The organism is Novosphingobium profundi (assembly GCF_020524485.1).
Classification (GTDB): Bacteria; Pseudomonadota; Alphaproteobacteria; order Sphingomonadales; family Sphingomonadaceae; genus Novosphingobium; species Novosphingobium profundi_A.
In genome coordinates this window covers 454,460-473,790 of record NZ_JAIVLF010000006.1, presented here as the reverse complement: position 1 = coordinate 473,790, position 19,331 = coordinate 454,460, and the positions used below count along the sequence as shown (strand labels likewise).

At 66.7% G+C, this 19,331-nt stretch carries 24 protein-coding genes; 10 read left to right on the top strand and 14 right to left on the bottom strand.

Features of this window, described 5'->3' with window-relative positions; translation table 11 throughout:
• Positions 1 to 11: 11 nt before the first annotated feature.
• Together LC060_RS18670 and LC060_RS18665 are read left to right on the top strand one after the other, a co-directional pair.
• On the top strand, positions 12 to 1,178 hold the full coding sequence (locus LC060_RS18670; RefSeq protein ID WP_226638203.1) for a sensor histidine kinase: 1,167 nt from the start codon (positions 12 to 14) through the stop codon (positions 1,176 to 1,178).
• An 81-nt stretch (positions 1,179 to 1,259) separates the two neighbouring features.
• Entirely contained in the window at positions 1,260 to 2,060 is an 801-nt protein-coding gene (locus tag LC060_RS18665) for a LytR/AlgR family response regulator transcription factor (RefSeq protein WP_226638202.1), read from the top strand.
• Between the two features lie 144 nt (positions 2,061 to 2,204).
• Here the strand turns inward: LC060_RS18665 and LC060_RS18660 are convergent, their stop codons facing one another.
• Positions 2,205 to 2,414, bottom strand: a complete 210-nt coding sequence (locus tag LC060_RS18660; RefSeq protein ID WP_039389778.1) for a hypothetical protein — start codon at positions 2,412 to 2,414, stop codon at positions 2,205 to 2,207.
• A gap of 374 nt (positions 2,415 to 2,788) precedes the next feature.
• Between LC060_RS18660 and nadC the strand changes: the two genes are divergently transcribed.
• Genes nadC through LC060_RS18645 form a run of 3 tightly spaced genes read left to right on the top strand, consistent with a single transcriptional unit; the run spans position 2,789 to position 4,806 of the window.
• Entirely contained in the window at positions 2,789 to 3,664 is an 876-nt protein-coding gene (gene nadC, locus LC060_RS18655; RefSeq protein ID WP_226638201.1) for a carboxylating nicotinate-nucleotide diphosphorylase, read from the top strand.
• Between the two features lie 19 nt (positions 3,665 to 3,683).
• Positions 3,684 to 4,091: a hypothetical protein gene (locus tag LC060_RS18650; protein ID WP_226638200.1), complete on the top strand. Its 408-nt coding sequence runs from the start codon at positions 3,684 to 3,686 to the stop codon at positions 4,089 to 4,091.
• Position 4,092: 1 nt separating this feature from the next.
• Positions 4,093 to 4,806, top strand: a complete 714-nt coding sequence (locus tag LC060_RS18645; RefSeq protein ID WP_226638199.1) for a ribonuclease T2 family protein — start codon at positions 4,093 to 4,095, stop codon at positions 4,804 to 4,806.
• Between the two features lie 168 nt (positions 4,807 to 4,974).
• Here LC060_RS18645 and LC060_RS18640 read toward each other — a convergent pair whose 3' ends face one another.
• On the bottom strand, positions 4,975 to 5,430 hold the full coding sequence (locus tag LC060_RS18640; RefSeq protein WP_226638198.1) for a nucleoside deaminase: 456 nt from the start codon (positions 5,428 to 5,430) through the stop codon (positions 4,975 to 4,977).
• Positions 5,431 to 5,545: 115 nt separating this feature from the next.
• On the opposite strand from LC060_RS18640, the gene rpmB reads away from it, so the two are divergent.
• Complete coding sequence (gene rpmB, locus LC060_RS18635; protein WP_039389789.1) at positions 5,546 to 5,830, top strand: 50S ribosomal protein L28; 285 nt, start codon at positions 5,546 to 5,548, stop codon at positions 5,828 to 5,830.
• A gap of 103 nt (positions 5,831 to 5,933) precedes the next feature.
• Here the strand turns inward: rpmB and LC060_RS18630 are convergent, their stop codons facing one another.
• The 4 genes from LC060_RS18630 to xseA form a co-directional block, all read right to left on the bottom strand.
• A complete protein-coding gene (locus LC060_RS18630) occupies positions 5,934 to 6,950 on the bottom strand; it encodes an esterase-like activity of phytase family protein (protein WP_226638197.1) in 1,017 nt (338 codons plus the stop codon).
• A 203-nt stretch (positions 6,951 to 7,153) separates the two neighbouring features.
• Positions 7,154 to 8,053, bottom strand: a complete 900-nt coding sequence (locus LC060_RS18625; RefSeq protein WP_226638196.1) for a M23 family metallopeptidase — start codon at positions 8,051 to 8,053, stop codon at positions 7,154 to 7,156.
• A gap of 16 nt (positions 8,054 to 8,069) precedes the next feature.
• Complete coding sequence (locus LC060_RS18620) at positions 8,070 to 8,273, bottom strand: DUF2093 domain-containing protein (protein WP_039389797.1); 204 nt, start codon at positions 8,271 to 8,273, stop codon at positions 8,070 to 8,072.
• Positions 8,274 to 8,300: 27 nt separating this feature from the next.
• A complete protein-coding gene (gene xseA, locus LC060_RS18615; RefSeq protein ID WP_226638195.1) occupies positions 8,301 to 9,872 on the bottom strand; it encodes an exodeoxyribonuclease VII large subunit in 1,572 nt (523 codons plus the stop codon).
• On the opposite strand from xseA, the gene purD reads away from it, so the two are divergent.
• Together purD and LC060_RS18605 are read left to right on the top strand one after the other, a co-directional pair.
• The gene (purD, locus tag LC060_RS18610) at positions 9,834 to 11,117 is read left to right on the top strand and encodes a phosphoribosylamine--glycine ligase (protein WP_226638194.1); all 1,284 of its coding nucleotides are present in this window, start codon (positions 9,834 to 9,836) and stop codon (positions 11,115 to 11,117) included. The two genes, xseA and purD, sit on opposite strands and share 39 nt — an antisense overlap.
• 4 nt (positions 11,118 to 11,121) lie before the next feature.
• On the top strand, positions 11,122 to 11,616 hold the full coding sequence (locus tag LC060_RS18605; RefSeq protein WP_226638193.1) for a hypothetical protein: 495 nt from the start codon (positions 11,122 to 11,124) through the stop codon (positions 11,614 to 11,616).
• Between the two features lie 155 nt (positions 11,617 to 11,771).
• Here the strand turns inward: LC060_RS18605 and LC060_RS18600 are convergent, their stop codons facing one another.
• Together LC060_RS18600 and LC060_RS18595 are read right to left on the bottom strand one after the other, a co-directional pair.
• A complete protein-coding gene (locus tag LC060_RS18600) occupies positions 11,772 to 12,299 on the bottom strand; it encodes a hypothetical protein (RefSeq protein ID WP_226638192.1) in 528 nt (175 codons plus the stop codon).
• A gap of 91 nt (positions 12,300 to 12,390) precedes the next feature.
• Positions 12,391 to 13,377 carry an adenosine kinase gene (locus LC060_RS18595; RefSeq protein ID WP_226638191.1) on the bottom strand — a complete coding sequence of 329 codons (987 nt, stop codon included), beginning with the start codon at positions 13,375 to 13,377 and terminating at the stop codon, positions 12,391 to 12,393.
• Positions 13,378 to 13,547: 170 nt separating this feature from the next.
• Between LC060_RS18595 and LC060_RS18590 the strand changes: the two genes are divergently transcribed.
• Both LC060_RS18590 and LC060_RS18585 read left to right on the top strand, forming a co-directional pair.
• A complete protein-coding gene (locus tag LC060_RS18590; RefSeq protein WP_226638190.1) occupies positions 13,548 to 14,033 on the top strand; it encodes a hypothetical protein in 486 nt (161 codons plus the stop codon).
• Positions 14,034 to 14,133: 100 nt separating this feature from the next.
• Entirely contained in the window at positions 14,134 to 15,066 is a 933-nt protein-coding gene (locus LC060_RS18585) for a hypothetical protein (protein WP_226638189.1), read from the top strand.
• A gap of 141 nt (positions 15,067 to 15,207) precedes the next feature.
• Here LC060_RS18585 and LC060_RS18580 read toward each other — a convergent pair whose 3' ends face one another.
• The 6 genes from LC060_RS18580 to sufC are packed head-to-tail and all read right to left on the bottom strand — an operon-like array spanning position 15,208 to position 19,285.
• Positions 15,208 to 15,567 carry a HesB/IscA family protein gene (locus LC060_RS18580; RefSeq protein ID WP_039389816.1) on the bottom strand — a complete coding sequence of 120 codons (360 nt, stop codon included), beginning with the start codon at positions 15,565 to 15,567 and terminating at the stop codon, positions 15,208 to 15,210.
• Positions 15,564 to 16,085 carry a GNAT family N-acetyltransferase gene (locus tag LC060_RS18575; protein ID WP_226638188.1) on the bottom strand — a complete coding sequence of 174 codons (522 nt, stop codon included), beginning with the start codon at positions 16,083 to 16,085 and terminating at the stop codon, positions 15,564 to 15,566. The genes LC060_RS18580 and LC060_RS18575 overlap by 4 nt, the downstream gene beginning before the upstream one ends.
• A complete protein-coding gene (locus LC060_RS18570) occupies positions 16,082 to 16,570 on the bottom strand; it encodes an SUF system Fe-S cluster assembly protein (RefSeq protein WP_226638187.1) in 489 nt (162 codons plus the stop codon). The genes LC060_RS18575 and LC060_RS18570 overlap by 4 nt, the downstream gene beginning before the upstream one ends.
• Positions 16,567 to 17,796, bottom strand: a complete 1,230-nt coding sequence (locus LC060_RS18565; protein WP_226638186.1) for a cysteine desulfurase — start codon at positions 17,794 to 17,796, stop codon at positions 16,567 to 16,569. Before LC060_RS18565 ends, LC060_RS18570 begins: the two co-directional genes overlap by 4 nt.
• Positions 17,793 to 18,533 carry a SufD family Fe-S cluster assembly protein gene (locus LC060_RS18560; protein ID WP_226638185.1) on the bottom strand — a complete coding sequence of 247 codons (741 nt, stop codon included), beginning with the start codon at positions 18,531 to 18,533 and terminating at the stop codon, positions 17,793 to 17,795. The genes LC060_RS18565 and LC060_RS18560 overlap by 4 nt, the downstream gene beginning before the upstream one ends.
• On the bottom strand, positions 18,530 to 19,285 hold the full coding sequence (gene sufC, locus LC060_RS18555) for a Fe-S cluster assembly ATPase SufC (protein WP_226638184.1): 756 nt from the start codon (positions 19,283 to 19,285) through the stop codon (positions 18,530 to 18,532). Before sufC ends, LC060_RS18560 begins: the two co-directional genes overlap by 4 nt.
• Positions 19,286 to 19,331 lie beyond the last annotated feature (46 nt).

The window sequence follows — 19,331 nt, the reverse complement described above, 5'->3', positions numbered from 1 at the left end:
AGACCATGGTCATGCGCGTACTGCCCATCCAGCCGATTCCGTTCTTCGCGAACAAGGACAAGGCCTTCTGGCGCCTGCAGACCGCCGGCTGGGCCGGTGCGATGCTGCTGCGCACGATGTCGATGATCGCCAACAACCAGCCGCTGACCTCGCTGGTCCTGGTGCTGATCCAGACGATCACCGGCTTCTCGATCTCGCTCGTCCTCTCGGTGATCTACCGGGGGCTCATCACACGCCGCCCGATCATCACCTGGGGCCTGACCGCGGTGATCCTGGCCTTTGCGGTCTCGCTCCACGCTTTCATCGACGCCTGGGTCTGGTCGCTCTGGCGCACCGACAGCGACGCCAGCTTCACCCAGCTGTTTCTGGGCGTGCTCTACATCGACGCGACGCTGCTGGGTGCCTGGTCCGCGCTTTACTACGCGATCAACTTCTACCTCCAGGTGGAGGAGCAGAACGACCAGCTGATCCGGCTCGAAAGCCAGGCGACGAGCGCGCAGCTGGCCATGCTGCGCTACCAGCTCAACCCGCACTTCCTGTTCAACACGCTGAACTCGATCTCGACGCTGGTGCTGCTCAAGCAGACAGAGCCGGCGAACGCGATGCTGAGCCGGCTTTCCTCGTTCCTGCGCTACACCCTCGTCAACAAGCCCTCCGCGCGGGTGACGGTGGCGCAGGAGGTCGAGACGCTGAAACTCTACCTCGACATCGAGCGCATGCGCTTCGAGGAACGGCTGCGCACCACCTTCACCATCGATCCCGCCACCGAGAAGTGCCTGCTGCCCTCGCTGCTGCTCCAGCCGCTGGTCGAAAACGCCATCAAGTATGCCGTGAGCCCGCAGGAATCCGGGGCCGAGATCACCATCGCCACGCAACTCATCGGCCCTACGCTTCGCATTACCGTCTCCGATACCGGGCCGGGCTTGCAAAGCGCCACCACCGACAACAGGTTGTCGGGCATGACCTACGATGGAGGGGAGCCGGTATCCACCGGCGTTGGCCTATCGAACATTCGTGACAGGCTTGACCAGGCGTACGGCGAGGATCACCGTTTCGAGACGCTCGAACCGGTCGAGGGCGGCTTTGCCGTCCTTATCGAGATGCCCGCCGAACGCCGGGACGAAGCCGAGGAAGACCTGCCCGGTCGGCCACCCCAGGCCGCTCTGGCGGGACGCTGAGCACACCACCCGCAATCACCAAAGGGGGCGGGAACAAAGGGGGATGGCGCGCATTGCGCTTTTTTCCGGAGAAGTAAAAAGATGACAATTCGCACGATCCTTGTCGACGACGAGAAGCTGGCCATCCAGGGCCTGCAGCTGCGCCTCGAGAAATACCCCGATGTCGAGATCATCGACACGTGCTCGAACGGGCGCGAGGCGATCCGCAAGATCAAGACCGAAAAGCCCGATCTCGTCTTCCTCGACATCCAGATGCCCGGCTTCGACGGCTTCTCGGTGGTCAAGGGCGTGATGGAGATCGAACCCCCGCTCTTCGTCTTCGTGACCGCCTATCAGGAGCACGCCGTGCGCGCCTTCGAGGCCAACGCGGTGAACTACCTGATGAAGCCGGTCGACGAGAGCAAGCTCGACGACACGCTGGCCCGCGTGCGCCAGCGCATCGCGGAAAAGAAGTCCGCCGAAGAGGCCGAGAAGCTGAAGTCGGTACTTGCCGAAGTGGCCCCCGATGCAGTCGACCACATCCCGGAAGACCCCGAACAGGCCGCCTCGGAGCGCTACGAGAAGCTCATCAACATCAAGGACCGCGGCCAGATCTTCCGCATCGATGTCGACACGATCGAGCACATCGAGGCGGCGGGTGACTACATGTGCATCCGCACCGCCGACAATTCGCTGATCCTGCGCGAGACGATGAAGGACCTGGAACGCCGCCTCGACCCGCGCGTGTTCCAGCGCGTCCACCGCTCGACCATCGTCAACCTCAACCAGGTCCGCCAGGTCAAGCCGCACACCAACGGCGAATGCTTCCTCGTGCTCGATTCGGGCGCGCAGGTGAAGGTCTCGCGCAGCTACCGCGACGTGATCGCCCGCTTCGTGCACTGACCCACGAACCAGCGCCGGAAAACGAATCAAAAGGGCCCCGCCGGTCACCCTTTCCAGGGGACGGGCAGGGCCCTTCGTCGCACGAGGCACCGGCCATTCAGGTGCAAGGGGTGGCCGGTGTCCGGCCGGGTGTTTCGCGCAACCTTACTTGGTCGCGTACTCACCGGCTTCGGCGTTGAAGTTCTTGCGGGCAAAGGCCTTGGCCGCCGACTGCGTCTCGAAGATCTCGTCCTGCAGCTTGGACGAGACGATCGGGTAACCGATCGAGTTGTAGCGCGTGGTGCGCACGGTCAGACGGAAATTGCCGCTCTCGTCCTTCTGGATGAGGAAAGGCTTGATGGGGCCCTGGGCCATGAAACTGCTCCTATATCGTGTACCGGCGACCCGGCATTGCTGTTGAACGGGAGGACCTTGCGCTCCTTTGCAGGGTGCGCACGCAATCCGATCCCGGGCACGAGCGGTGTGGGCCAGAACGGCAGCCGAAAAACGCCCGGCAGACGCGGGGGGCGTCCGGGCATCGGCAGGGTTGGGCTGAACAGCGATCCGGGGGGACTGCGGGCACCTGAAGCGGGGGGCTCCGGGCCGTGGGTCCTGGGTCATGCAGCCACGAGCGCCTTGTGGCCTGTGAGCTCGTGTTGGAGCCCCTATGCTCTCCTTTTGCGTATTTTGCAAATCCGGGATGCAACGCCTCCTCGACAGGCGGGCAATCGCTTGGCAAGGACACGCATATGACTGAGCCGACCCTGTCCGGCCTCGCATCCGAGGCCTTCGCCATCGACACATTCGTTGCCGCCACCCTCGCCGAGGACCTGGGCGAAGGACTTCCCGGAGGCGGACGCGACGTCACCAGCGAAAGCGTCATCGATGCCGACGCGCGCTTCTCGGGCGTCATGGATTCGCGCGATGCGATCACGGTGGCAGGCCTGCCGCTCGCCGCCGCCTTCTTCCGCGCGCTCGATCCCGAAATGGAAATCGAGATTCTCGTCGCAGAAGGCACGCAGGTCCAGCCGGGCGCCGACCTCATGCGCCTCACCGGCAACGCGCGCGCCATGCTGACAGCCGAGCGCAGCGCGCTCAACACCGTCCAGCACCTGTCCGGCATCGCCACGATGACCCGCGCCTACGTCGATGCGATGGAGGGCCACGCGACCCTTCTCGACACGCGCAAGACCATTCCGGGCCTGCGGCACCTCGAAAAGTACGCCACCCGCATGGGCGGCGCCCAGAACCACCGCATGGGCCTGTGGGATGCCGCCATGATCAAGGACAACCACGTCCTTGTCGCGGGCGGCGTCGGCCCGGCCGTGGCGCGCGCGCGCGCAGCGGGCGTTGCGCAGATCATCTGCGAGGTCGATCACCTCGAACAGATCGAACCGGCCATCGAGGCGGGCGCCCACCACCTCCTGCTCGACAACATGGGCCCCGACATGCTGCGCGAGGCCGTGGCCCGCGTCGCCGGGCGCGTGCCCACCGAGGCCTCGGGCGGGGTCAATCTCGCCACCATCGGTGCGATTGCGGCCTCGGGCGTCACTTATGTCTCGGTCGGGCGCCTCACCCAGAGCGCGCCGGCGGCCGACATCGGGCTCGATTTCACCCCGCTCTGACCCTGGAGGACTGCGCGCGATGGCTTCCCGGCCAACCTCGATCCGCATCTTCGGTGCCCTGATGCTGGCGCAGGGCCTCACGGCCCTCGCCACCGTGCCGCTGACCTATGCGCAGGAGCCCGGCAGCCTGCCGATGGTGCTGATGGCGATGTACGCCGTCGGCTACTACCTGTGCTTCTGGTACATGATCGCCCGGCGCGCCAACGTCATCGCGCTGTGGTTCTATGTCGGCCTTGCGCTGCTGGACCTGCCGATGACCATCGTCTTCTGGGAAGAGTACGCGGCCCCAGGCTCGCTCCATCTGGCGCTGAGCCTTGTGAACCTCGCGCTCGAACTTGTCTCGGTAGCGCTGCTGCTGTGCACCGACGCGCTCGCCTGGGTGCGCGCCAGAGGCCAGGCCCCCGATCACCGGGACATCTTCCGCTAGAATGGCGCGCGCGGGCATCTGCATCGGCCTCGCACTCCTGGTGACGCCGCTTGTCCCTCAGCACGCCCTCGCACAAGCCTACCAGTGCCGCATGCCGCGCCAACTCGCGCCGCCGGAGCCGGTCACGCCCGATGGCCCTGCCCGCCCGCGTCCCATCGCAGGCTACACGCTGGCGGCCAGCTGGTCGCCTGACTGGTGCAAGACCCGCGGCAATCCCAAGGTGATGCAGTGCGACACCCGCTTCGGGCGCTTCGGCTTCATCCTCCACGGCCTTTGGCCCGAGGCCGCGCGGGGACCCTCCCCGCAGTGGTGCGCAGTGGCGCCCCTGCCCCGCCCGCAGACGCTGCGCAGGCACCTGTGCATGAGCCCGTCCCCTTCGCTGCTGGTCCACGAATGGGCCAAGCACGGCAGCTGCATGACGAAGGACCCCGCCAGGTACTACCGCGTAAGTGCGATCCTGTGGCGCTCGGTTCACTGGCCCGACGCCGACCGCCTCTCGCGCAAGGACGACCTGAGAGCCGGAGACGTTCGCGACGCCTTCCTCGCGCGCAACCGCGACTGGCCGCGCAAGGCCATCGGCATCCACCTCAGCCGCCGGGGTTGGCTCCAGGAGGTGCGCCTTTGCTACGGCGCGGATTTCCGCCCCCGCGCCTGCGACACCCGGCGGCTGGGCGCGCGCGACGATACCGCGATGAAGATCTGGCGGGGACTTTGAGCTGGACAATCAGGAAAGTGATTCCGAGGGCCATCGCCCTCGGGCTCCCCAAACTGTCTGGCTCACGTCCCGCGCGCCACCTTGGCTGAGAGTGGTGAGGTCGCCGATTCCGGGGTCAAGGGGCGATGGCCCCTTGAAGACTCCCTTTTTCTATCTTCCCGGCCCCGATCAACGCCGGTCACGAAAGAAGGTGCGCAGGAGGTCCGCCGCTTCGGCCTCGCCCATGCCGGAATAGACCTCGGGGCGGTGGAGGCACTGGGGGTGATCGAAGACGCGCGCGCCGTGTTCGACAGCCCCGCCCTTGGGATCGCTGGCCGCATAGTAGAGCCTGGCGATACGGGCGTGGGCGATCGCGCCGGCGCACATCGCGCAAGGTTCGAGCGTCACCCACAGCTCGCATCCGGTCAGCCGTTCATCGCCAAGGATTCGCGCGGCCTCGCGAATCGCCTCGATTTCAGCGTGGCTCGTGGGGTCATGGCGGGCTCTGGGCGCGTTGCGGCCGGTGGCGATGACCTTTTTATCCTTCACCACCACAGCGCCGATAGGGACCTCCCCCGAATCGGCGGCTTCGCGGGCTTGCGCGAGGGCGAGAGCCATGTATTGGGGGAGCGGCCAGCGGGTCATGTACCCTGCGCTAGCCTGCGAAATCCGCCCATGCAACTTGACCTTTGCACAGGGAATCAGTAAGGGCGCGCCTTCCCGTACTTACGGCAACCGTTTTTTTCGAGCGAGAGTAAACATGTCCCGCATCTGCGAACTGACCGGCAAGGGCCGTCAGGTCGGCTGCAACGTCAGCCACGCCAACAACAAGACCAAGCGCGTCTTCCTGCCCAACCTCCAGAACGTCACGCTGATGTCGGAACGTCTGGACCGCAGCTTCAAGTTCCGTGTCTCGACGCACGGTCTGCGCTCGGTCGAGCACAATGGCGGCCTCGACAACTGGCTGCTCAAGACCTCGGACGGCAAGCTCAGCCCGCGCGCCCTCAAGGTGAAGCGCGAGCTCAAGAAGCAGCAGGCCGCCTGATTGCCCTCACCCCGCAAGGGGTGAACGGCCAATTCGGCTTCTCGCAAGGGCGTGCGGTTAACCCGCGCGCTTTTTGCGTGTCCTTTGCTATCTGGACCCGCGCTCAGCGGATGTGTTTTGTCACGTCCGTGCGCGGAAGCTGCGCGGGATCGACCGACAGCTTCCACAAAAGCGTGCGCTGCCAGTGGCGCATGAAGTTGTCGTCCGAGATCAGCCAGATCTCGACGCGGCCTTGCGCGCCCTCACGCACCGCCATTCCCTCGAAATTGTCGAGCGGCATGTCCGAGGCCAGCACCGCGACTTCCTGCGAGGTCCAGGCCCTGCCGGGCACAATGTCACGCGGATCGGCAATGACGATGCGCCCCGCAAAAGTCAGCGGCGCCGGCCAGACCAGCCGCCGCATGAGCACCAGCACGCGCCCGTCGGGCAGCGTGGCGGCATCGACCGCGGAAAAGTTGCGCGGCCCTGCAAACTGCAGCAGCTGGGCTTTCGCACCCTCGAGGGGATCCCCTTCGAAGAGCACCGCTTCGTGCAAGCGCCCACCCGTTCCCGACATCGGCGTCTCGCGCAGCACGAGAAAACGTCCGTCGCGCAGCCGGGTCATCGCCTCGGGTCCCGAATTGACGTCCCAATCGCGCATCGTGGCAGGCTGGACGCGTTTCTCTTCGCGCAACTGTGTGTCCGTGCGTACGATCGCGTTGACGCCCTCCATGCCGAGCCAGATCGTGCCGCTTCGCGGGTCCCGAAACGCCGATTCGACGTCGCGGTCCTCCTTCTCGTTGCTGCGCGTCGCCAGGCCCACCTTGCCATAGGCATGGAGGAAGGGCGCCCCTGCGCGCATGGAGAGGTGCAGCCACATGCCCCCGTCGCTGATTGCGAGAAGCTGATCATCGCCAATCGGCACCAGCGCCGAATAGCCGCCTGCACTCGCACCGGTCAGTTGCCAGGCACCTTCCAGGCGCAAGGGACCAAGATCGCGCGCCAGCCGGTCCCGATCGGGCAGGCGCTGACGCGCCAGCGCAAGGCCGTTGCCCTCGGGCTCGGGCAGCTGCGGTGAGCGCACCCAGATCGGCACGAGGAGCCCGGCCAGCAGGATCAGCGAAGCAATACGAGCGCGCACGGGTCCTCTTTGAAGACGGATATCGCCACGTTAGGGTATATAAAGCAGGAAGAAAGGAGATTTCCGAGGGCCATCGCCCTCGGGCTCCCGGAACTATCCAGCTCACCTTCCGCGCGCCATCCCGGCTGAGAGAGGTGAGGTTGCCGATTCTGGGGTCAAGGGGCGATGGCCCCTTGAAAAATCCTTCTTCCGAACTGGCGCGATCAGTTCATCGGCCCAGTAAACAGGATCGGATCGACACGTGCGTCCTTCCACTTGATCGACCAGTGCAGGTGCGGCCCGGTCGCGCGGCCCGAGCTGCCGATCTTGCCGATCACCTGACCCTGGCGCACCGTATCGCCCACCTTCACGTCGATTTCCGAGCAGTGCAGGAAGGCGCTGTTAAGGCCATTGCCATGGTCGATCATCAGCAAGTGCCCTTCAAGCGAGAAGGGCTTGGAATCGGCCGCCAGGATCACCGTGCCATCGGCCGGTGCAACGAAGGGCGTGCCGCTCGTGCCGGTGGCGATGTCGAGGCCCGAGTGGTAGCTGCCCGGCTCTCCGCGATAGATGCGCTGCGAACCGAAACGCCCGGAGATGCGGCCCTTCACCGGCCAGATGAAGTCCTGCGTCCAGCCCATGGCGCCGGTGCGCTTGGCGCGCGCGGCCACGATCTGGGCGAGTTCGGGACGGCGGATCTTCATGAAGGCTTCGGACGGTCCGCCCTTGCGGCGCGCGACGTTCACCCGCTCGATGTTCCACTTGCGCGGCGAAACCGAGATCGTACGCTCCACCACCGAACCATCGGCCAGTTTGGCAACGAGCCGGGCGCTGTCCCTGGCATCGCGGTCGAAGGCGGCAAACCACCGGCCCGAGCCTTCCGCCACGCCCACGTCCTCGCCATCGAGCGTCATGGAAACGGTGCCCCTGGGCGCGACGCCGCGAATCCAGCCCCCTTGGGTGACTTCGCCGGTAAAGGAGAGGCCCTGCCCGCGCGCCGCATCGTCGGCCGCGTGAGCCGGGCGCTCGGCAGCAAGAAATGTACCCGCGGCGAGAACCGCGCAGCCAAGAGCGCTCCCCAAGGCCATGCGGCCAAGGAGGAACGTGCGTGCAAACTTCGTCATGGGATGGTTCCCTGGGTCAGGTGTCCGAGAGCATGCGGCGCGTCGCGATCTCCGCGCTCGCGTAGGCTTCCTGCCGCTCCGCGCTCCAGTAGCGCAGCTCCTCGAGCGCGATGGGCTCGCCGGTCACGGCGCAATTCACGTAGTTGCCCGGGCTCAGCATACGGTAGCTGCTGGGCCCGTAGGCGAGCTTGGCGGGACGGTCGGCAGAAGACATTAGCATGACCTTGGATCTAGCAGAGGCCCCGCCTCAAAACAAATCGCCCTGTCGCGGTTCCTCGGCCTTCGGTCGCGGGGCAGGAGACGGCTTGGGGCTGGCCTTGGGCGCCGGGGCCGGAGCCGGGCCCGAAGAGCCGGAAGGGGCCGCGCCCTCACCCACCGCAACCGCCAGTTCGCCATCGCGAAACTCAAGGACGAGGCCGGTTTCGGCCGCCGCCTTTTCGCGCGTGGTCAGCGCCTTGCCGTCCACGGTCTTCACCAGCGCATAGCCACGTTCGAGCGGCAGGCGCGGGTTGAGCTGGGGCAGCACGCGCGCAAAAGGCGCCAGCCGGTCGCGGTCCTGCGCCCAGCGGCGGGTCAGGAGGCGCGGTTCGAGGCCCGTACCGGCCAGGTCCTTGCCCGCCTGGACAACCTGACGCTGGAGCAGCGGCAGCGAGAGCCTGGCGGCGGCGACGCCCAGATGCTCACGCTTGCGCCCCGCCCGGTCCTTGAGGCCGCGCCGCAGCCGGTCGGTCAGATCGTCAAGCGCCTGCGCCTTCATGGCAAGGATCGCATCGGGCTTGGGCAGGCGCTGCACGCGCGCCTCCAGTCGTTCCCGCCCCAGCGTTACCGGGCGCAGCGCGCAGCGGCGCATGCGAAAGCCCATTTCGTCCAGCTGGCCCAGCAGTTCGCGGCGCACCGGCACCGCCATTTCGGCCGCGGCCGTCGGCGTGGGCGCGCGCCGGTCGGCGGCATAGTCGCACAAGGTGGTGTCGGTTTCATGCCCCACGGCCGAGATCACGGGGATCGAGCATTCGGCCACCGCGCGCACGACCACTTCCTCGTTGAAACTCCACAGGTCCTCGATCGAACCGCCGCCGCGCGCGACGATGACGAGATCGGGGCGCGGCACCGGACCGCCGGGCGCGATGTCGGAAAAGCCGCGCACCGCGTTTGCGACCTGCTGCGCGGCACCCTCACCCTGAACCAGCACCGGCCAGACCAGCACCTCGCTCGGGAAACGATCAGCCAGGCGGTGGAGAATGTCGCGAATGACCGCGCCGGTGGGCGAGGTGACGACACCGATGGTGCGCGGCAGGAAAGGCAGCGCGCGCTTCCTCTCGGGCGCGAAGAGACCTTCGGCGGCGAGCCGCGCGCGCAGCTTTTCCAGGAGCGCCAGCAGCGCGCCCTCGCCTGCGATCTCCATCGATTCAATCACGATCTGGTACTTGGAGCGCCCGGGATAGGTCGTCAGCTTGCCTGCCGCGACGACCTCGATCCCGTCTTCGGGGCGGAAGGCGAGGCGCTGCGCATTGCCGCGCCACATCACCCCGTCGATCACCGCCTTGTCGTCCTTCAACGCGCAATAGAGGTGCCCGGAGGCCGCGCGCTTGACGCCCGAAAGCTCCCCGCGCAGGCGCACATAGCCGAACCGATCCTCGACCGTGCGCTTCAATCGGGCCGAAATCTCGGTGATCGAGAGCGGCGCGGCGTTGTCCCCTGCGCCCTCCTTCGCTACCAGCCCCTCCAAGCGACCGTATTCGGTATTGTCATCGTCAGTGGATCGATTGAAAGGCACGGGGTTATGAACATCCTTCTTCTGGGCTCGGGCGGGCGCGAACATGCGCTGGCATGGAAGATGGCGCAATCCCCGCTGTGCGACGCGCTCTACGCTGCCCCCGGAAATCCGGGTATCGCGCAGGAGGCAACCTGCGTGGAGCTGGATGCGGCCGACCACGGCGCCGTCCTTGCTTTCTGCGAGGACAAGCGCATCGGGCTCGTCGTGATTGGCCCCGAGGCCCCGCTCGTCGACGGCCTTGCCGATTCGCTACGCGAGGCGGGCGTTCCGGTGTTCGGTCCCAACAAGGCCGCCGCCCAGCTCGAAGGCTCCAAGGGCTTTACCAAAGACCTGTGCGCCAAGGCCGACATTCCCACCGGTCGCTATGTGCGCGTCACCAGCGAATCCGCCGGACTTGCCGCTCTGGCCGAATTCGGCGCGCCGGTGGTGGTGAAGGCCGATGGTCTTGCCGCGGGCAAGGGCGTGACCGTCGCGATGACCGAGGCCGAGGCCGAAATGGCGGTCATGGAAATCTTCTCGGGCCGCTTCGGCGAGGCGGGCGCGGAAGCGGTGATCGAGGAATACCTCGATGGCGAGGAAGCCAGCTTCTTTGCCCTGACCGATGGTTCGACCATCGTGCCCTTCGCCAGCGCGCAGGACCACAAGCGCGTGGGCGATGGCGACATCGGCCCCAACACCGGCGGCATGGGCGCCTACAGCCCGGCCAAGGTGCTCACCCCCGAGCTCACCGCCGAGACGATGACCCGCATCATTGCGCCGACCGTGCGCACACTCGCCGACGAGGGCATGCCCTACAACGGCGTCCTGTTCCTGGGCCTCATGCTCACCAGCGCTGGCCCCAAGCTGATCGAGTACAACTGCCGCTTCGGCGATCCGGAATGCCAGGTGATGATGATGCGCCTGCAGAGCGATCTCGTCGAACTGCTCCACGCCTGCGCGGAGAATCGCCTCGGCTCGGTCGCGCCGCCACGCTTCTCCGACGAGCCCGCGCTCACTGTGGTGATGGCCGCGCGCGGCTATCCCGGCACGCCCGAGAAGGGCGGCGCGATCAAGGGAATCGAGGCCAACGAGAACGACCACGTGAAGGTCTTCCATGCCGGCACCGCGATCAAGGACGACACGCTGGTGGCCAGTGGAGGCCGCGTGCTCAACGTGACCGGCATGGGGTCTTCGGTCAGCGAAGCGCAGGGGCGTGCCTACGCCGCGCTCGACGCGATCGACTTTCCCACCGGCTTTGCCCGCCGCGACATCGGCTGGCGCGAGGTGGCGCGCGAGAAGAGCGCCCACTAAGCCCATGATCAAGCACGCCGACGCCATCCTCAAGCTGTGCCTTGCGGCCGGGGCCCTGATGGGCGGGGCGGGCGTCGGCTTCTACTACGGCATCTACCTGCCGTCGCAGGACATCCGCGAGCAGAGCCAGGCTATGGCCCAGCGCCAGGAGAACGCGGTCCAAAAGACCGACGCACTGGCCCAGCAGGCCCGGCGCGAGAAGGCGGCCCAGACCGCCTTCGAGGACTGCGTGAGCCGCGCCCAGCTTTCCTACAAGAACCACTGGAGCGCGGCCTGCCGCGCCCAGCACGTCGCCGACGTCGCCGAATTCGAGGACTGCGCGGACAACTTCTTCGCCACCGAGAGCGGATGCCGCCGCAAGCATCCGATCCGGCCCGAACGCGGCTGCGCGCTCACCACCCAGCTTGCCGACCGGCTCGTCGAGGAACGCCGCGAGGCGCGCCGCGAATGCCAGGTAGACCTGGAAGAGGCTCGGCGCCGGGCCACTGCCGAGGTCTGAGTTTTCAGATCTTTTCCAAGGGGCCATCGCCCCTTGACCCCAGAACGGGCAACCTCACCTCTCTCAGCCAAGTTGGCGCGCAAAAGGTGAGCCAGACAGTTAGGGGAGCCCGAGGGCGATGGCCCTCGGATTTCTCTTCTTCGTCTCTTGATTAATCAGAGCGCCGCGCGGCTGAGCCCTCCGGGCGGCTCGTCGAGCAGGAGCTTGACCATCATCGCCAACCGCTTCGCATCTTCGCGCGCGAGGTGCTCCTTGGGAAGCTTGGCCCGCGCCGCGTCCAGCGCGCGCACGACCTGTTCGCGCGTGTAGCCGCGCCGGCCGATGAATTCACCCAGGTAGCGGATCGGGAAGGGGAGCGGTTTGCCGATGGCGTGGCACAGGACCTCGAACCAGTATTCGTCGAGGTCGGCATCGGCGTAGAGGTCGCAGTCCTCGGTGAAGGCGACCATCTCGGCATAGACCTGCTCTGGCGGCAGGCCCTGGGATTCCAGCAATTCGCGGCTGATGCCATGGAGGCTCTCGGCCTCATCGGACCAGTCCCAGTAGGTCCAGCGGGGCGAGGGCTTGATGAGCCAGGCCCGGCTGCGCCCGTCCACGCGCGCGATGGCAACCTCGATGGGAAAGGATTGCCCGTATTCGGGCAGGCAGCTTGCCTCGAAGTCGATCAGCGCCGGACAGGTCAATCGGCCAACTCCCCAGTTCCGGGCGGTCCGTCGGGCGGCACACCATGGCGCTGCCCGACGGACCGGAACCGGAAAATCGGCCCCTGTCGGGTCAGACGCCCGCGAGCGCCTTGAGATCGGCTTCCGGACGGGCCCCCATGTGCGAAATGATCTCGGCTGCACAGACTGCCCCAAGCTTGAGGCACTTGGCAACCTCCATGCCGCGCACGTGGCCATAGAGGAAGCCGGCCGCGAAGAGGTCACCGGCACCCGTCGTATCGACGACCTTGGCGATGGGCTCGGCCGGGACCTGAGTCACCTCGCCGCCGGTCGCGGCCACCGCACCCTTTTCGCTGCGGGTAACGACCAACGTCCCGATCTTGGGCGCCAGCGCGGCAATCCCGGCCTCAAAATCGTCCTCGCCGGTCAGCGCGGCCAGTTCGACCTCGTTGGCAAAGAGGATGTCGATCAGGCCATCGGCGATGAGCGCGCGGAAGTCATCGCCATGTCGGCTGATCACGAAGGCATCGGACAGCGTGAAGGCAACCTTCGCACCCGCACCGCGCGCGGCATCAATCGCCTTGCGCATGGCGGCGCGCGGCTCTTCGGGATCCCACAGGTAACCTTCGAGGTAGAGCACCTTGGCGCGCGCGATCATGTCGAGATCGAGCGCCTCGGCGGGCAGGTACTGCGAAGCGCCGAGGAAGGTGTTCATCGTGCGCTGGCCGTCGGGCGAGACGAAGATCAGGCAGCGCCCCGTCGGCGGATCGCCCGCCCGCCGCTCGGTGGTGTAGGCAATGCCGCCCGAACGAATGTCATGGGCAAAGATCTCGCCCAGCTGGTCGTCGGCGACCTGGCCGATGAAGCCGCAGTCGGCGCCCAGCGCGGCAAGGCCCGCCAGCGTGTTCGCCGCCGAGCCGCCCGAGATCTCCGTCGCCTGGCCCATGCGCGCGTAGAGCGAGGTCGCCCCCTCGGTGTCGATCAGGGTCATGCCGCCACGCACCAGGCCCAGCTCCTCGATCAGGGCATCCTCGCAGGGGGCCATGACATCGACAATGGCGTTACCGATGGCAACGACGTCCAGGGTAGTCTCGCTCATGCAGCTTGTTTCCTCAGGCTAAGGGGTTGTTCGGCAGTGAACTTCGCGCAGCACACAGGTTTTGCACCGCATCATGGCGCGAGTAGCCTGCCGTCTGTCGCGGTGCAACCTTCCCCGCCCCCGCGGCCCGTTGACACAGACGCGGCGGCGGGCGATGCGCTGGAGCCATAATGACGACGATCCGCCCCGCACATTCGCGCCTTCGCCGCCGCCGTTCCACGCCCGCCCGCAGGCCGCTCCCGGGGAGGGGAGCCGCGCTCCTGCTGGCCGGGGCCCTGGCGCTGGCGGGCTGTGTCTCAAGCAGCGGCAGCGGCGGGGGATCGCGTACCAGCGCGCCGCCGCGCGCCACCAGCATCCGCCCCGCGACACCGTCCGGCGCGCGCGACCCGCGTTTCCTCAACATTCCGGGGCTCGAAGGCGTGATCGGCGTGACCGAGCGCGAGCTGGTGCGCCAGTTCGGCCAGCCCCGGCTCGAGGTCTGGGAAGGCGATGCGCGCAAGCTGCAGTTCACCGGGCGCGCCTGCCTGCTCGATGTCTATCTCTACCCGACCTCGAATTCGAAGGCCCCGGTCGCGACCTACGTCGATGCGCGGCGCCAGTCGGATGGGCAGGACGTGGACCGCGCGGCCTGCGTCGCGGCGCTGCGCCAGCGCTAGGACTTGCGCAGCGGGCCTCGGCGGCCCCTGCATTAACGCGTAATTAGGGCTATTCAGCCTAGTCTCGCGCCTGCAACCAGGGCGGGGACCAGCACGACCGATGACCATGCATTTCAGCGCCATTGCCGAGAAGGCTCTTGCCGACGGGACGATCTGCGCCAAGGACGTTCTCGAGTTGCGCCGCACCGGCTGGGCGGACGGCACCATCACAGCCGAAGAGGCGGCGACGATCTTCGCGGTCAACCGCCGCCTGACCACGCCCGAGCCCGAATGGGCCGAGTTCTTCCGCGAGGCCATCACCCACTTCATCGTCGAGATCGAGGAACCGCGCGGCTATGTGAGCGAGGCCAATGCCCGCTGGCTGATCGAGCAGATCGAGGCCGACGGCGCGGTCTGCTCGCTGACCGAACTGGAAACGCTCATCCGCGTGTTCGAGACCGCGCTCTCCACGCCCGAGACTCTTCGGGTCTGGGCCATTGAGTGCCTGGAACGCGAAGTGCTGACCGGCGAAGGCCCCACGCGCTGCGGCGGTGAACTGGAAAAAGGCCGGGTCACGCAGGCCGAAGCCGCGCTGCTGCGCCGTGTGCTTTTCTCCAGCGGATCGGACCGCCCCGCCGGGATCGGTCGGCGTGAAGCCGAACTGCTGTTTCGCCTGAAGGACGAAACACTTGGCGCCGACAACGCGCCCGAATGGAAGGCGCTGTTCGTGCAAGGGGTGGGCAACTACCTGCAGGGCTTCACCAGCCACACCCCGCTCGACACCGAACGCGCGGCCGAACTCGAAAGGTTCATGAACGATACAACCTCGTCGGTCGGGCGTTTCCTGGGCCGAACCGGGCGCGCGGCGCTCAATCCCAACCATCTCGGCAAGGTTTTCGGCAAGAAGCCCCCGCGCCGTGAATTCAACGCGCTGGTGGAAGCCGCCACCGACATCACCCGCGACGAGCAGATCTGGCTCGACGAACGGATCGAAGCCAACGGCATGGTCGACGAGTATGACCAAGCCTTGCTGCGGTTTCTCGCGGAGGGGTAAATAGAAAGACAGATCCGAGGGCCATCGCCCTCGGGCTCCCCAGACTGTCTAGCTCACCTTTCTCACGCAGCCTTGGCTGAGAAAGGTGAGCTTGCCGATTCCGGGGTCAAGGGGCGATGGCCCCTTGGAGAAAACTTCTTCTTAAACCGTGAAGCTCTCACCGCAGCCGCAGGCGCCCTTGGCGTTGGGATTGTTGAACACGAAGCCGGCGGTGAAGTCGTCTTCCTGCCAGTCCATGGTCGAACCGATCAGGTAGAGTACCGAGGCGGCATCGATGTAGAACACGCCGCCGGGCGTTTCGATCTTCTCGTCCATGGGGCTTTCCTCGGTCACGTAGTCGACCGAATAGGCCAGCCCCGAACAGCCCCGGCGCGGGGTCGAGAGCTTGACGCCGATCGCGCCGTCGGGAGCCTGGGCCATCAGCTTGGCGACCCGCTCCTCGGCGCTCGGGGTCAGCACAACGGCGGCCGGACGCGGGCGGGAGGTTGTCGTGGTGGTCATAGCTTCTTTTCCCAGAATTGAGCGGTTCCCGCATCGGGATCGAGCGCATAAGTGGCAAACCCCTGCGCGGTGTAGAGTGCCTTGGCGGGCGCATTGCCCGAGAGCACCTCGAGCGTGACCTTGCAGGCCCCGCGCGTGCGGGCCTCGGCCTCGACCGCATCCATCAGCGCGCGGCCGATACCCTTGCCCCGATGCGCCGAGAGTACCACGAGATCATGGATATTGACCAGCGGGCGCGCGGCGAAGGTCGAAAAGCCGGTAAAGCAGTTGGCGAGCCCGACCGGCTCGGCACCCGCGAAGGCGAGGACCGAGAATGCCCCCGGAAAGGCATCGAGCGCGATGGCGAGCCGTTGTTGCACCGCCGGAGCAAGACCCTCGCCCCCGCCCATCGGATCGCGCGCATAGGCATCGAGCAGCGCAACGATGGCCTTGCCGTCCGCCTCGTAGCCATAGTTGGCAAGACGCACGTTGAGGCCATCGACGTGCCCCTGCTCTGCAAGGTCCGCCGCGCCGCTCACAGCATGCCCAGTTCGAGCTTCGCCTCGTCGGACATCTTGGCCATATCCCACGGCGGATCCCAGACCAGGTTCACTTCGGCATCGCGCACGCCCGGAACGGCGGCGACGCGCAATTCCACTTCGCCTGGCATCGATTCGGCGACGGGGCAGTGCGGCGTCGTCAGCGTCATGGTGACCGCCACCGAGGCCTCGGGCGAGACATCGACCGCGTAGATGAGCCCCAGGTCGTAGATGTTGACCGGAATCTCGGGATCGAAGATTTCCTTCAGCGCATCGACCACGCCGTCGTAGATCGCGCCGCCCGGCTCACCCGGATTGGTCCCTTGCGGCTTCTCGGCCAGGAACCCTTCGAGGTAATCGCGCTTGCGCTCACCCGCATCCGCTTCGACCTGCGGCGCGTCGGCCTCGTCGACCCGCGCGCGGCGGGGGGCGGGGGCTTCATCGACACTTTCGACGGTGAAGTTGGGCTTCTCGTCGTTGCTCATCCAAAAATTCTCCTGGTGCGCTCGATCCCTTTCAGGAGCGCCTCGATATCGCTTTCATCGCTGTAGAGGCCGAAGCTGGCCCGGGCCGTGGCGGACACCCCGAGGTGATCCATCAGCGGCTGCGCGCAGTGGTGCCCGGCGCGGATCGCCACCCGGCTGCCATCTGCACCTTCCTCGTCCAATATGGTGCCCAGATCGTGCGGGTGAACCCCGTCGAGCGCGAAACTGACGATGCCAAGGCCATCCTCGGGCCCGAACAGGGTCACGTCATTGCGTGCGGACAGTTCGCGGCGCAGCGTGGCGGTAAGGTCGCGCTCATGGGCCTGGGCCCGGTCGAGGCCGACCTCGTCGAGCCAGTCGATGGCCGCCGCCATGCCCAGCGCCTCGACGATCATCGGCGTCCCCGCCTCGAAGCGCTGCGGCGCCGGGGCGTAGGTGGTCTTTTCAAAGGTCACGCGGTCGATCATCGCCCCGCCGCCGTGCCAGGGCGGCATGGCATCGAGGATGTCCTTCTTCGCCCAGAGCACGCCCACCCCGGTCGGCCCGTAGAGCTTGTGCGCCGAGAAGGCGTAGAAATCGCAGTCCAGCGCCTTCATGTCGAGCGCAAGGCGCGGGGTAGCCTGGCAACCGTCAACCAGGAGCTTCGCGCCGACATCGTGCGCGAGCCGGGCGGCGCGCGCCACGTCGAGCACCGAGCCCAGCACGTTCGAGACATGCGCCAGCGCCACCAACTTGTGCGCCGGGGTCAGCATGGCTTGCGCGGCATCGAGATCGATCCGGCCATCCGCCGTCAGCGGGCAGACGTCGATGGCAACGCCGGTACGTTCCGCCAGAAGCTGCCAGGGCACGATGTTTGCGTGGTGTTCGAGCACCGAAAGCAAGATGCGGTCGCCCGCCTTCAGGTTCGTCAGGCCCCAGGTCTGCGCCACGAGGTTGATCGCCTCGGTCGCGCCGCGGGTGAAGACGATCTCGTCCTCCTGGGCTCCGATGAACTTGGCGGTCGTGCGCCGCGCCGCCTCGAAGGCCAGTGTCATCTCGGCCGAACGCGCATAGACGCCGCGGTGCACGGTCGCGTAGTCGCGGCCCAGCGCGTTGACCGTGGCATCGATCACGACTTGCGGCTTCTGCGCGGTCGCCGCGGTGTCGAGGTAGTGCCAGTTGCCCGCCCCATTCGCCGAAACGAGCCCCGGAAACTGGTCCTTCAAGGTCAGCGTCGCGGTGCTCATCCCAGGATGGCCTCCAGCCGGGCCTGCGCGGCTGCGTTGAGTTCGTCGCTCTCGGGCGCGCCCGAGAAGGCCTCGGCGATGAACGCCTGGAGCATCAGGCGCTTGGCGTCCGCCGGGGGAAGTCCGCGCGACATGAGGTAGAAGAGGCCTTCGGCATCCAGCTCACCCACCGCGCAGCCATGCGCGGCCTTCACGTCGTCGGCGAAGATTTCCAGTTCGGGCTTGGCGTTGGCCGTCGCCGTGCGATCAAGCAGCATGGCGCGCACCGACTGCTCGGCGTCGGTGCCGTCCGCGCCGCGCTCCACACCAATGCAGCCCAGGTACGTACCGACCGCCTTTTCGGCGAGAACGGTGCGCACGATCTGCGCCGAGGTCGCGTTCTCCTGTGCGTGGACCACCTTGGTCACGATCTCGAGATTCTCCGAGCCCGTCGCCAGCTGCGCCGCGCCAAAGGTGAAGTCCGCGCCTTCGCCCAGACGCACGTCGAGCGCGAAGCGGCCATATACAGGGCCCGCCGAAAGGACGCGCAGGTCATACTTCGCGCCCTTTTCGAGCGTGATCACGAGATGGCGCGCGACGGCGGCCTCGCCGTCGAGGACCACCTGCAGGCTTTCCTCGGCGCCGGCGGCAACGTGGATCTCCTCGGGCGTGATCGGCCAGAGCGTTTCGAGCGCCGCGAGATCGGAATACCGGTAGTCCTCGTCCCGGCGCGTCGGAAGAGTCAGGGTATCGCTCATGCCGCCGTCTCGTGCACCACGGCTTCGTAACCCTCATCCTCAAGGCGCAGGGCCAGTTCGGGACCGCCTGACTTGACGATGCGGCCCGCCGAGAGAATGTGGACATAGTCCGGCTTCACGTAGTCGAGCAGGCGCTGGTAGTGGGTGATGAGAAGGACAGCCTTGTCCTTCTGGCGCATGATCGAGTTGATGCCTTCGCCGCAGATGCGCAGCGCGTCGATGTCGAGGCCCGAGTCGGTCTCGTCGAGGATCGCCAGCTTGGGGTCGAGGACGCCCATCTGCACCATCTCGGCGCGCTTCTTCTCACCGCCCGAAAAGCCCACGTTCACCGGGCGCTTGAGCATGTCCATGTCCATCTTGAGAAGGCCCGCCTTCTCCTTGGCGAGCTTGAGGAACTCGCCGCCCGAATAGGGCTCCTCACCGCGGCCCTTGCGCTGGGCGTTGGCCGCTTCGCGCAGGAACTGGACAAAGGAAACACCGGGAATCTCGACCGGGTACTGGAAGCCGAGGAAAAGCCCGGCCGCCGCACGCTCGTGCGGTTCCAGCTCGAGCAGGTCCTCGCCGTTGAAGGTCGCCGAACCGCCGGTCACTTCATAGCCCGGACGACCACCCAGCGTGTAGCCCAGCGTCGACTTGCCCGCGCCGTTGGGGCCCATGATGGCGTGGATCTCGCCCGGGTTGATCTCGAGGCTGAGCCCCTTGAGGATCGGCTTGTCGGCCACCTTGGCCTGGAGGTTTTCAATCTTGAGCATGGCGTTGTTCTGTTCCGCTTGGATTCGTGTGGCGCTTGGCGGTGCA